Here is a 12527-nt window from a genome sequence, read left to right on the forward strand (position 1 = left end):
ACATCCGTGTCAACGAACAAGACCGCTCTGGTAGTACGGGGCGGGTGGGAAGGCCATCGGCCGGTCGAGGCGACCGAGCTGTTCATCCCCCACTTGAAGGCCAACGGGTACGACGTGCGGGTCGAGGAGTCGACGGCGGTCTATGCCGACGGCGCGTACATGGCAGGGGTCGATCTCGTCCTGCAGAGCGTCACCATGAGCACAATCGAGGCCGACGAGTTCCGCGGACTGCGCGCAGCGGTGGAGGCCGGCACCGGGTTCGCCGGCTGGCACGGCGGCATCGTCGACTCCTTCCGTAACACCAACGACTACCTGCACCTGGTCGGGGGCCAGTTCGGCTGCCATCCCGGCAAGCACCCCTTCCCGCACAACAACGGCCCGACCGACGAATTCGTGCCGTACACGGTCGAGATCAACGAGGCCGGGAAGAAGCATCCGATCACCGCAGGCATCGACGACTTCGACCTGGTCACCGAGCAGTACTGGGTGCTGGCCGACTCGTACATCAATGTGCTGGCCACCACCACCCAGAAGCGCCGCGACTTCGATCCATGGCACCGCGAGGTCGTCCACCCGGCCGTCTGGACACGGGAATGGGGCCGCGGACGGATCTTCGTCGCCACGCCGGGGCACAGCCTCGACGTACTGCAGCACAGCAGTGTGAAAACGATCATCGAGCGGGGGATGCTGTGGGCCAGCCGCTGAAGATCGGGCTCGTGGGTGCCGGCGCGATCAGCAGCGCCTACCTGGACCGGCTGACAGTGCTGGAGAGCCTGGAACTGGTGGCCGTGGCCGACCTGGCACCGCAGCGCGCGGCCGCGGTGCTGGAGCGCGTGCCGACGGCACGGACGGCGGACGTCGACGACCTGCTCGCGGCGTCGGATGTGGACCTGGTCCTCAACCTGACCGTGCCGCAGGCGCACGCGGAGGTGGCGCTGCGGGCCATCGCCGCGGGCAAGCCGGTCTACGGGGAGAAGCCGCTGGCCGGCACCGCCGCGGACGCGGCCACCATGCTCGCCGCGGCAGACCGCGCCGGACTCGCGCTCGGCTGCGCCCCCGACACCGTGCTCGGCACCGGCATACAGACCGCACGCAAGGCCGTGGACGACGGCGAGATCGGCACCCCCATCGCCGCCACCGCCACCATGGTGACGCCCGGGCACGAGGCATGGCACCCGAACCCGGACTTCTACTACCAGCCCGGTGGCGGCCCGCTGCTGGACATGGGCCCGTACTACCTCACGGCCCTGGTCACCATGCTCGGACCCGTCGTCCGGGTCACCGGAGCGGCCACCCGCACCCGCAGCGAACGGGTCATCGGCTCCGGCCCCAGGCGCGGCGAGGTGATACCCGTCGACGTCGACACCCACGTCACCGGTGTGCTGGAACATCGTGGCGGGGTGCTGTCCACCATCGTCATGAGCTTCGACGCGGTGGACTCGAAGGCGTCCCGGATCGAGGTGCACGGCGAACGCGGCAGCCTGGTCGTGCCCGACCCGAACAACTTCGACGGCGACGTCGCGATACGTCGGCTCGGCGGCACCGGCTGGGAGGTGTTGCCGGTCTCCGCCGGGTACCGCGACACGGGCCGGGGCTGCGGCCTGGCCGACCTGGCCACAGCCACGCCGCAGCGGCCGCCGCGCGCGAGCGGGCTGCTGGCCCACCATGTGCTGGACGTGATGGAGCAGCTGCTGGAGTCGGCACACGCCGACAGGAGCCTGCCGGTCACCAGCTCCGTCGAACGGCCGGAGCCGGTGCCGCTACAGGATCTCGCGCGGCGGGCGTGAGGCAAGCCGGTCACGCCGAAGCAACTGCACGTTATGGCCCGCCGGTTGCTGCCCCGCCTGGCCGCGCACACCCCGCTGCTGCCCGGCGCGGATCAGGTCGGACGCGTTGATCGGTGTCGGCCCTGTGTGGTGCTTGTCGATCTGTTTCTGTCCTTGTGGCCCCTCCATGGCCCCTGAGCACCTTCGAGAGGGCGGTCGAAACTCAGATGCACCGCGAAGGCGTCCCCGTCGACACCGACCGGGTGATCGTCACCACCGGCGTCCAGCAGGCTGTCTCCCTCCTGGCCGCCCATCATCTGCGGCCCGGAGCCCTGGTCATCACCGAGCCCGCCACCTCGCTCGGAGCGCTGGACGCCTTCCGCGCCGTCGGCGCCCGCATCGAAGCCGCCCCCGCCTGCCCCGAGGGCATCGACGGACTCCTCCATCTCGCCGCCGAACGCCAGCCCGCACTGATCTACGTCATCCCCACCCACAACAACGTCACCGGCGAGGTGACGTCGGTGTTCGAACGCCGCCGCATCGCCCGCGTCGCCGAGGAGACGGGCACCACTGTCATCGAGGACCGCAGCCATGCCGGAGTCGGCTTCATCGACGAACTGCCGCCCCCACTGGCCTCCTTCAGCCAGACCGCGGAGATCGCCGTCGCCGACTCCATGAGTAAACGGGCCTGGACCGGTCTGAGAGTCGGCTGGATCATCGCGCCCCCCTCCGCCGTCGGCTCCCACGGCCGCGCCAAGAGCGTCGCCGACCTCGGCACCCCCCCAGCTCAGCCAGTGCATCGCCGCCTAACTCCTGCACAAGGCACCGGAGATAGACCAGGAACGCAGAGCGACAGCATTCGTCCGCCTCAGAGTCCTCTCCCGCGAGCTCGAACGACACCTGCCAGAATGGGAGTGGCAAGAACCCACCGGAGGCCTGTCCCTGTGGGTACGCCTCCCCGGCGCCGACGCCAAGCAGTACGCCCTGCGCGCCGGCGCGGCGGTCCTGCCCGGACCCCTCCTGTCGGCGCCCGGCTACTTCACTGACAGGATCCGTGTCTCCTACCACCTGCCCGAGGACCAGCTCACCGAGGGCGTCGGCCGACTTGCCACCGCGTGGAAGCAGTACCGGCGCCACACCTGAGCACTCGGTACGTGGTCAGGTGCGGCGCCGGAGTCCTGGAAGAGGTTCCTTGGTCAGCGGACGTGCTCGTCGAACCAGGCGACGGCGACCTCGGGGTGTTCGCTGAAGTAGTTGTAGCCGTCGAAGCGGCGGGTGGTGCCGTGGATCCAGTGCATCTTCTTGTCCTCGACCGGGATGGCGTCGTGGACCGCCTGTACGGCTTCCGGGGTGGTCATCACGTCGTCGTGCACCTGCCCGACCAGGGTGGGCACGGTGATGGCGGACGCGTACTTCGCGGGCGACTGTTCGGCCAGGTGGAAGCCGGTGCGTTCCAGGACGGCCTGGTCGAGCCGGTCGTAGCCGCCCTCGAAGCCGATGGCCTTGGAGAACTGCTCGCCGATGGAACGGCCCTCCAGCGGCTGATGCAGGACCATCGCCTGGATCTCGGCGAACTCCTCCGGATGCTTCGCCCACGCCACGGCCGTGGAGTTGCCGCCCAGGCACACCGACAGCAGCGCCTTCTTCATGCCCGCCGTGTCCGGACGCGCGGCGACATAGCGGAGGGAGCCGATGACATCGCGGTACTCGGTGAGGCCGATCGTGCAGATCCCGCCGTTGCCGTACCCGCTCATGCCGTGGTTGCGCAGGTCGTAGGTGAGCACGTTGTAGCCCGCGTCGTGCAGCCCCTTGTACGCGGGCAGGAAGTTGACCTCGAAGCCGCCGAAGCGGTCCCAGCCCGGCAGATGTCCGGGGTAGCCGTAGCGGTTCCCGGGGGAGAAGTGGTTGTGGATGATGAGCCGGTCGGAGTCGGCCGGGATGAACCAGCCTTCGAGAGGTACGCCGTCCATCGACGGGAACGTCACGTCCTCGTAGGCCAGGCCCACCTCGGAGGGCCGGCGGTACAGGGGCGCGCGACGGCCGTCCGTGGTCCCCTCCGTCCACTGCCCGACGAATCCGTTGAACGCCAGCTCCGCCATATCGACTTCGGTCATGATGTGCTCCTCTCGATGGGGATGCTATGGGCGGTATAGGAGGTTTACGAGTTCATCTCGTGGGTGCTCCCCGTGTCCGGCCGCGGCTGCCGCGTCAGATCGTCGCCGTGTCGATCACGAACCGGTACCGCACATCGCTGTTCAGCACCCGCTCGTACGCCTCGTTGATCTGGTCGGCGCGGATCAGCTCGATCTCGGAGCCGAGGCCGTGCGCGGCGCAGAAGTCGAGCATCTCCTGGGTCTCGGCGATGCTGCCGATGGCGGAGCCGGCGATCGAGCGGCGGCCCATGATCAGGGGGAAGACGTTGACGGAGATCGGCTCCTCGGGGGCGCCGACGTTCACGAGGGCTCCGTCGATCTTCAGCAGGTTCACGTACCCGCTGAAGTCCAGTGGGGCCGAGACCGTGGAGACGATCAGGTCGAAGGTGCCGGCCAGTTCCTCGAAGGTCTTGGGGTCGCTGGTGGCGTAGTAGTGGTCGGCGCCCAGCTTGAGGCCGTCGTCCTTCTTGCGCAGGGACTGGGAGAGGACGGTGACCTCGGCGCCGAGCGCGTGCGCGATCTTGACGCCCATGTGGCCGAGGCCGCCCATGCCGAGGATCGCGACCTTCTTGCCGGGACCGGCGTTCCAGTGCTTGAGCGGGGAGTAGAGGGTGATGCCCGCGCAGAGCAGCGGTGCGGCCACGTCCAGCGCCAGTCCGTCGGGGACGCGGACGACGTAGTTCTCGTCGACGACGATCTTCTCGGAGTAGCCGCCGTACGTCGGCTCGCCGTCCTTGCCGATGTAGTTGTACGTCTGGACCATGCCGGTGCCGGTGCAGTACTGCTCCAGACCGGCCTTGCAGTGGTCGCACTCCCGGCAGGAGTCGACGAAGCAGCCGACGCCCACCCGGTCGCCGACGGCGTACTTGGTGACGCCCGGACCGACCTCGGAGACCACGCCGGCGATCTCGTGACCGGGGACCATCGGGAAGATGGCGGTACCCCAGCCCTCCTGGACCTGGTGGATGTCGGAGTGGCAGATGCCCGCGAACTTGATGTCGATCAGGACGTCGTGCTCGCCGACCTCGCGGCGCTCGATGGTGGTGCGCTCCAGCGGGGCCTTGGCGGAGGGGGCGGCGTAGGCGGCGACAGTGGTCGTCATGAGGGGGGATCTCCTAGCGGTGCTCACGCGCCCGGCTGCCTTCCGGCCGGGCACGGTGACGAGCATGCGGCTCCGCAGGGCGATCATCCAGGGAGGGAATGTGCCTACCTTCTCTGTTCCTGCCTCTGGCGGGGGCAGGCCCGGGTGCGTACGGCGCCGGGAACACAGGCTCAACTACCTCTAGTTGGGCGGTGAGAAAACCAAGGGGGGACAAAACTCTCCCCGTCACACGCACTACTCGTGGTGCCAGACTCCTCACGAGGACGGCCGCAGCACTGAGAGCGCGGCCGCCCAGGTCTGCGGCGACGACGATCCCGCCTCCTTCCGTGCCGTTCTGTACGGCCGATCCGCCCGTGACGCGAAGGCAAATCCATGACCACTGATCTCTCTGAATCTGCTGCTCCACCCCCCACCGGGTCCAGCGAGTCATCCTCGGCGCCCAGTCGGCGCACGTTCATCGCCACGAGTACCGCGGTGGGTGGTGCGGTCGTTGCGGGCGGTGTGATCGGGGGGTCGTACCTTGCCGGTTCCGCGGAGGCGGCCGCCGCCGGGGCGTCTCCCTCCAGCCAGGTGTCGTTGACGGTCAACGGCATGCGCCGGACCGTGACGGTGGACAACCGGACGTCGCTGCTGGACCTGCTGCGCGAGCACCTCGACCTGACCGGGTCCAAGAAGGGCTGCAACGCGGGGGCTTGTGGCGCGTGCACGGTGCTGGTCGACGGACAGCGGGTCAACTCCTGCCTGACGCTGGCAGTTCGGCTGGAAGGGGCAGAGGTCACCACCATCGAGGGCCTGGCCAAGGGAGACCAACTCCACCCGCTCCAGCAGGCGTTCATCGACGAGGACGCCTTCCAGTGCGGCTACTGCACCCCGGGGCAGATCCTCTCCGGCGTCGGCTGCATCCAGGAGGGCCACACCGGTTCGGCGGAGGAGATCCAGGAGTGGATGAGCGGCAACATCTGCCGCTGCGGCTGCTACGTCAAGATCGTGCGCGCGGTCGAGCAGACCGCCGCCCGGAAGTAAGGAGCGGCCCCACATGCATCCCTTCTCCTACACCCGCGTCTCCACCACCCGGGAAGCCCTCAACGCCGGTCGCACGGGCGGGCGTTACATCGCCGGGGGCACCACGCTCGTCGACCTGATGCGCGAGACCGTCGAACGCCCGGACACCCTGGTCGACATCTCCGGCCTGCCCCTGCACGAGGTCACCGTCACCGGGCGCGGGGGCCTGCGCATCGGAGCGCTGGTGAGCATGTCCGAGGCCGCCGCGCATGCCAAGGTGCGCACCCTGTATCCCGTCGTCTCCCAGGCGCTGGAACTGAGCGCGTCCGCCCAGCTGCGCAACATGGCCACCATCGGCGGCAACATCATGCAGCGCACCCGCTGCACCTACTTCCGGGATGTCACCGCCGCCTGCAACAAGCGTGAGCCCGGCTCCGGTTGTGCGGCCCGGGAGGGCTTCAACCGGATGCACGCGATCCTCGGCACGTCCGACGCCTGCGTGGCCACCCACCCCTCCGACGTCGCCGTGGCCTTCGCCGCCCTGGAGGCAACGGTGCACCTCCTCGGGCCGGACGGCGCGCGCACCCTGCCGTTCGCCGACTTCCTGCTCCGGCCCGGCACGACCCCGAACCGTGAACAGGCCCTCAGAAAAGGCGAGTTGATCACGGCCGTGGAGATCCCGGCGCTTCCGCGTCCACTCAAGTCCGGCTATCTGAAGGTGCGCGACCGGCAGTCCTACGAGTTCGCCCTGACGTCGGCGGCCGTCGCGCTGCACATACGCGGCGGGGTCATCCAGGAGGCCAAGGTCGCCGCGGGTGGCGTGGGGACCGTGCCGTGGAAACTGCCCGTCGTCGAGCAGCACCTCGTCGGTGAGCGTCCCTCGGAGTCCCTGTGGACGTCCGCCGCCGCGAAGGCGGCGGCCGGCGCCCGGCCCCTCCAGCAGAACGGCTTCAAGGTCGAGCTGCTGAAGCGGACCGTCGAACGCCAGCTGCGCATCGTAGGAGGTACCAAGTGAGCCCCCAGCCACAGGCAGCCGTGGGCGCGCCGCTGTCCCGCGTGGACGGTCGGCTCAAGGTCACCGGCAAGGCGGAGTACGCCGCCGAGCACGACCTCAAGGGTGCCGTGCACGCCGTCATCGTCGACGCGAGCATCGGCCGCGGCCGCATCACCTCCATCGACACACGCGCCGCCGAGAAACACGCGGGCGTGCTGCGGGTGATCCACCACGGCAACGCCCCGAAGCTGCCGTACCGCGACAATGCCGGGTCCAACAACCCGCCCGGGCGCAGACTTCGGGTCTTCCAGGACGATCTGGTCCTCTTCCACGGCCAGCCGGTCGCCGTCGTGGTCGCCACCAGCCTGGAGGCCGCGCAGCACGGCGCGAGCCTGGTCGAACTCGCCTACGACGCCCGACAGCCCTCGACCGACCTGCACGAGGCCGAGCCGGGCGAGGCGGTTCCCTACGCGCGCGGCGACGCCGAAGCCGGCCTGCGCTCCTCCGCCGTACGGCTGGACCTGACGTACGAGCTGGCCCGCAACCACCACAACCCGATGGAGCCGCACGCCACCGTCGCCAGCTGGGACGGCGACAAGCTGACCGTGTGGGACAAGACCCAGTGGGTGATGGGCACCCACGACGAGATCGCCGCGGTCTTCGACCTCCCGGCGGACGCGGTACGGGTCATCAACCCGTTCGTCGGCGGCGGATTCGGCAGCGGGCTGCGCTGCTGGCCGCACACGATCGTCGCCGCGCTGGCCGCGCGGGTGGTGCGGCGCCCGGTGAAGCTGGTCCTCAGCCGCAGGCAGATGTACTTCGGCACCGGCTTCCGGCCGTCGTACGAGTACCGGCTGCGCCTGGGCAGCGACCGGCGCGGCAAGCTGAACGCCGCGATCCACGACATCGACGCCGAGACCTCGTCGTACGAGACGTTCTTCGAGGCCGTCATGGGTGCGGGCCAGATGCTCTACAGCATGCCCAACGTCACTCAGGCGTACCGGAGGGTGCCCCTGGACGTGAACACCCCGATCTGGATGCGCGGCCCCGGCTTCGCCTCGGCGTCGTTCGTGATCGAGTCCGCGATGGACGAGCTCGCGCACAACCTGGGTATCGACCCGATCGAACTGCGCCGACGCAACGAGCCGAGCGAGGACGAGTCGACTAACGAGCCGTTCTCCACCCGGCGGCTGAGCGAGTGCTACACGGTCGGGGCCCGCGAGTTCGGCTGGGACCGCCGCAACCCCAAGCCGCGCTCGACGCGGGACGGGGACTGGCTGATCGGCCTCGGCATGGCCGCCGGCGTGTACGACCCGGGGCGATTTCCCGCGCAGGCCCGGGCCCGCCTGGACGCCGACGGCACCGCGGTGGTCGAGGCGGCCACCACCGACATGGGCCCCGGCACCTACACCTCCCAGACCCAGGTCGCCGCCGACGCGCTCGGGCTCACCATGCGCACGGTCACCTTCCGGCTCGGTGACTCCCTCTATCCGCCGACCTCGCCGCACGGCGGCTCGGCGACCATGGCCAGCGTCGGCTCGGCCGTCGTCGACGCCTGCAACAAGGTGCGGCAACAGGCGATCAAGCTGGCCGTCGAGGACCGCGAGTCGCCGCTGTACGGCGTGAACGCGGACGACGTGGTCGTGCGCAACGGCCGACTGCACGTGCAGGGCGATCCGGCGCGCGGCGAGACGTACAAGAGGCTGCTGGCCCGCAACGACCGCGCCCAACTCGAAGCCAACGGCTCCTACGAGGGGCCGGGCGCCGAGCGGTCTGCCTACTTCGCCTACAACGCCACCTTCGCCGAGGTCGCCGTGGACCGGCGGTTGGGCCTGGTGCGGGTGCGGCGCATGCTCGGTGTGTACGACGCCGGCCGGATCATCAGCCCCAAGCTCGCCGACAGCCAGGCGCTCGGCGGCATCGTGGGCGGCATCGGCACGGCGCTCCTTGAGCACACGGTCACCGACCACCGGGACGGGCGGATCGTGAACGCGAGCCTGGCCGACTATCTCGTCCCGGTCAACGCCGACGTCCCCGAGATCCGGGCGATCTACCTGGACGGCGAGGACAACGCCGGCAACCTGCTGGGCGTCAAGGGACTCGGCGAGGTCGTCCAGGTGGGCGTGGCGGCCGCGATCGGCAACGCGGTCTTCAACGCCACCGGCCGACGGGTCCGCCAACTGCCCATCACCGCCGAGGCGTTGCTCTGACACCACCGCCTCCATAGACGGGTCCGGCAGCCGAGCCCCCCGTACGGCTGCCGGACCCTCCCCGGGCCGCCGCCGCGCACGCGCCCCTGTCGACGCGGCGGCGGCCCGCTCACCTTCCGAGACCTCTGCGACAGCGACCGCCTGCTCCGGAGACCCTGGAGATTCTGGAGCCCCCCCCCATGCTGAACATCGCGGACACACTGCACCGCTGGTGCCGCGAGGAACGCCCCTTCGCCCTGGCCACCGTCGTCGACGTCACCGGCAGCGCACCCCTGCCCATCGGTACGTCCGTCGCCGTCGACGAGGACGGCAACGCCGTCGGCAGCATCTCCGGCGGCTGCGTCGAGGGCGCGGTGTACGAACTGTGCCGCCAGGTGCTGCACGACCAAGGGCCTGCCCAGCGGGCCTGGTTCGGCTACTCCGACGACGACGCGTTCGCCGTCGGGCTGACCTGCGGCGGCGAACTCGACGTCCTGGTCCAGCACATCGAACCGGCCGCCCAGCCGCATCTCGGCGCCGCGTTCGCCGAGGCGGTCGAGGGGCGGCCCGCCGCCATCGCCCAAGTCGTGGACGGGGCTGAGGGACTGCTCGGCGCCACGTTGAGCGTGCTCGGCGACAGCTGGATCGCCGGCCGCGCGCTCGGCGACGGGCCGACCGGCCGGGCCGTGGGAGACCGGGCGACCGCCCAACTCCGCAGCGGACGCACCGGACTTGTCTCGCTCGGCGGCGACGCCGACACCTGCCCCGAGCAGCTCACCGTCCTCGTCCACGTGGCCGCCACCCGCCCCCGCATGCTGATCTTCGGCGCCATCGACTTCGCCGCCGCCCTCGCCCAGGCCGGCCGCTTCCTCGGCTACCACGTCACCGTGTGCGACGCCCGCCCCGTCTTCGCCACCGAAGCCCGCTTCCCGCACGCCGACGAGGTGGTCGTCGACTGGCCCCACCGCTACCTGGCCCAGACGGCCGTGGACGCCCGGACCGCCGTCTGCGTCCTGACCCACGACGCCAAGTTCGACATCCCCCTGCTCCGGCTCGCACTCGACCTGCCCGTCGGCTACGTGGGCGCCATGGGTTCCCGCCGCACCCACGACGCACGTCTTGACCGCTTGCGTGAAGTCGGCGTCACCGAGGAGCAGTTGGCACGGCTCCGCTCCCCGATCGGCCTCGACCTCGGCGCCCGTACCCCCGAGGAGACGGCCATCTCCATCACCGCCGAGATCATCGCCCACGCCAACCGGAGCACCGGCCTGCCCCTGACTCGGGTCACCGGACCGATCCATGCTCATTGACACCTACGGCCGAGTGGCCACCGACCTGAGAGTCTCACTGACCGACCGGTGCAATCTGCGCTGTACGTACTGCATGCCGGAAGAGGGTTTGCAGTGGCTGGCCAAGCCCGATCTGCTCACGGACGACGAGATCGTCCGCCTGATCGCCATCGCGGTCACCTCGCTGGGCATCGAGGAGGTCCGCTTCACGGGCGGCGAGCCGCTGCTGCGGCCGGGCCTGGTGGGCATCGTCGAGCGGGTGGCCGCCCTGGAGCCGCGTCCCCAGATGTCGTTGACGACCAATGGCATCGGGCTGAAGCGCACCGCGACCGCCTTGAAGGCGGCGGGCCTGGACCGGGTCAACGTCTCCCTGGACACCCTGCGCCCTGACGTCTTCAAGACCCTCACCCGCCGGGACCGTCACAAGGACGTCATCGAGGGCCTCTACGCGGCCCTTGAGGCGGGTCTGACCCCGGTCAAGGTCAACTCGGTGCTGATGCCGGGCCCGAACGCCGACGAGGCCCCGGACCTGCTGGCCTGGGCGGTCGAGCACGACTACGAGCTGCGTTTCATCGAGCAGATGCCGCTGGACGCCCAGCACGGCTGGAAGCGCGAGGGCATGGTGACGGCGGGCGACATCCTGGCCTCCCTGCGCACCCGCTTCGAGCTGACGGAGGAGGGAGCCGAAAGGCGCGGCTCGGCCCCCGCGGAGCGCTGGCTGGTGAACGGCGGCCCGCACGTGGTCGGCGTCATCGCCTCGGTCACCCGCCCCTTCTGCTCCGCCTGCGACCGCACCCGCCTCACCGCCGACGGCCAGGTCCGCACATGCCTGTTCGCGATGGAGGAGACGGACCTGCGCGCGGCCTTGCGCGCGGGAGCCCCGGACGAGGAGATAGCCCGCATCTGGAAGGTGGCGATGTGGGGCAAGAAGGCGGGCGCAGGCTTGGACGACCCGTCTTTCGTCCAGCCGGACCGGCCCATGTCCGCCATCGGCGGCTAGGAAAATCTCTCGGGGGACAGGAAAGGGATTCTTCCGTGACACTGCTCGGCCTGTTCATCCTGCTGGCCGTGCTGCTGTTCGCCGTGTCGGGCTACCGGCACGGGCTCGCGGCCTCCGTGCAGGGCTGATGCGTTCTCAGACTGCGAGATGAAGCAGGTCGAGCGCGTGCTCGGGCCCCGACCGATACTGGTTGGCGGCAGCGGTGAGGTTCGCCCCAGTCGGCTTGGTGAAACCGCCCAGCAGCCGTCGGTCAGGGGAACGCGGTGGCGGTATGGCCACCTGTGACGCGAAGAAGGTCCAGTTTCCCCGCGTCGCTGCTTCCGGTCGCTGCCGTGTAGGCGACCAGACGCAGGTCGGCACCGGGGACGATGAGGACGTCGCAGTCGAGCTGGATGTTGCCGATCTTCGGATGTTGGATCGTCTTGCGGTCAGTGGTGTGTTGGGCGGCGGTCGTCTGAGCGGCCCAGTAATGAGCGAAGGCGTCGGACACGACGCGCAGTTCCTGTACCAGACGATCGAGCTGGGCGTCCCCGGGATAGCGGGACACCGCGTCCTTGAGGTCGGCGACGATCGACGCCTCGAAGACGTCTGGTCCGCGCTCGGATTGGACGGGCAGCATCGCGGCGTGTGCGAGGCCGTTGCCGAAGAGCGCGCGGGCGAGGTTGCGTTCGGCGGGCGGGACGACGGCGGCGTCGCCGAACACGGCGCTCCACAAGGTGTTCCACCACACCAGGGACCAGTCCGCGCTGAACACGCCGACCGGGACGTCGCCCAGACGCGCGGCGAGCCGTTGGATGCCCGCGGGTACATGGGTGTTGACAGTCCCGTCCTGCGGCGGCAGGAGCCCGGTGCTCCGGTAGAGCTGGTCGCGCTCGGCGTTGGAGAGCTGAAGGGCCCGGGCGAGGGCGCCGACGACCTGGGCCGAGGGGTTCTTCGCGCGTCCCTGCGCAGGACGTAGTCGACGGAAAGCCCGGCCAGTTGCGCGAGCTCCTCGCGGCGCAGTCCCGGGGCACGACGGCCGTCCGTCACGGG

Annotated in this window: 12 protein-coding genes; 9 read left to right on the forward strand and 3 right to left on the reverse strand. The window is 70.0% G+C overall.

Features of this window, described 5'->3' with window-relative positions:
• Nucleotides 1-6 precede the first annotated feature (6 nt).
• The 3 genes from AC5DRG_RS22455 (at nucleotide 7) to AC5DRG_RS22465 (ending at nucleotide 2812) form a co-directional block, all read left to right on the forward strand.
• A complete protein-coding gene (locus AC5DRG_RS22455) occupies nucleotides 7-705 on the forward strand; it encodes a ThuA domain-containing protein (RefSeq protein WP_491812388.1) in 699 nt (232 codons plus the stop codon).
• Entirely contained in the window at nucleotides 690-1787 is a 1098-nt protein-coding gene (locus tag AC5DRG_RS22460) for a Gfo/Idh/MocA family protein (protein WP_491812389.1), read from the forward strand. The genes AC5DRG_RS22455 and AC5DRG_RS22460 overlap by 16 nt, the downstream gene beginning before the upstream one ends.
• A gap of 206 nt (nucleotides 1788-1993) precedes the next feature.
• A complete protein-coding gene (locus AC5DRG_RS22465; RefSeq protein ID WP_491812390.1) occupies nucleotides 1994-2812 on the forward strand; it encodes an aminotransferase class I/II-fold pyridoxal phosphate-dependent enzyme in 819 nt (272 codons plus the stop codon).
• A 150-nt stretch (nucleotides 2813-2962) separates the two neighbouring features.
• On the opposite strand, the gene AC5DRG_RS22470 is transcribed toward AC5DRG_RS22465, so the two are convergent.
• Both AC5DRG_RS22470 and AC5DRG_RS22475 read right to left on the reverse strand, forming a co-directional pair.
• On the reverse strand, nucleotides 2963-3880 hold the full coding sequence (locus AC5DRG_RS22470) for an alpha/beta hydrolase family protein (protein ID WP_389353236.1): 918 nt from the start codon (nucleotides 3878-3880) through the stop codon (nucleotides 2963-2965).
• A 94-nt stretch (nucleotides 3881-3974) separates the two neighbouring features.
• Nucleotides 3975-5021, reverse strand: coding sequence for an NAD(P)-dependent alcohol dehydrogenase (locus AC5DRG_RS22475; protein WP_491812391.1), 1047 nt, complete (start codon nucleotides 5019-5021; stop codon nucleotides 3975-3977).
• Nucleotides 5022-5393: 372 nt separating this feature from the next.
• On the opposite strand from AC5DRG_RS22475, the gene AC5DRG_RS22480 reads away from it, so the two are divergent.
• The 5 genes from AC5DRG_RS22480 to moaA all read left to right on the forward strand — a co-directional run bounded on the left by AC5DRG_RS22480 (nucleotide 5394) and on the right by moaA (nucleotide 11495).
• Complete coding sequence (locus AC5DRG_RS22480; RefSeq protein WP_491812392.1) at nucleotides 5394-6044, forward strand: (2Fe-2S)-binding protein; 651 nt, start codon at nucleotides 5394-5396, stop codon at nucleotides 6042-6044.
• Nucleotides 6045-6057: 13 nt separating this feature from the next.
• On the forward strand, nucleotides 6058-7038 hold the full coding sequence (locus tag AC5DRG_RS22485; RefSeq protein WP_491812393.1) for an FAD binding domain-containing protein: 981 nt from the start codon (nucleotides 6058-6060) through the stop codon (nucleotides 7036-7038).
• A complete protein-coding gene (locus AC5DRG_RS22490; RefSeq protein ID WP_491812394.1) occupies nucleotides 7035-9227 on the forward strand; it encodes a xanthine dehydrogenase family protein molybdopterin-binding subunit in 2193 nt (730 codons plus the stop codon). The genes AC5DRG_RS22485 and AC5DRG_RS22490 overlap by 4 nt, the downstream gene beginning before the upstream one ends.
• 179 nt (nucleotides 9228-9406) lie before the next feature.
• Complete coding sequence (locus AC5DRG_RS22495) at nucleotides 9407-10516, forward strand: XdhC family protein (protein WP_491812395.1); 1110 nt, start codon at nucleotides 9407-9409, stop codon at nucleotides 10514-10516.
• On the forward strand, nucleotides 10506-11495 hold the full coding sequence (moaA, locus tag AC5DRG_RS22500; RefSeq protein WP_491812396.1) for a GTP 3',8-cyclase MoaA: 990 nt from the start codon (nucleotides 10506-10508) through the stop codon (nucleotides 11493-11495). Before AC5DRG_RS22495 ends, moaA begins: the two co-directional genes overlap by 11 nt.
• Nucleotides 11496-11745: 250 nt before the next feature.
• Here moaA and AC5DRG_RS22505 read toward each other — a convergent pair whose 3' ends face one another.
• Nucleotides 11746-12249, reverse strand: coding sequence for an MmyB family transcriptional regulator (locus AC5DRG_RS22505; protein WP_491812397.1), 504 nt, complete (start codon nucleotides 12247-12249; stop codon nucleotides 11746-11748).
• A 54-nt stretch (nucleotides 12250-12303) separates the two neighbouring features.
• Between AC5DRG_RS22505 and AC5DRG_RS22510 the strand changes: the two genes are divergently transcribed.
• Complete coding sequence (locus AC5DRG_RS22510) at nucleotides 12304-12453, forward strand: hypothetical protein (protein ID WP_491812398.1); 150 nt, start codon at nucleotides 12304-12306, stop codon at nucleotides 12451-12453.
• The last annotated feature ends 74 nt before the right edge of the window (nucleotides 12454-12527 follow it).

Source organism: Streptomyces sp. JLBG701 (assembly GCF_058544905.1).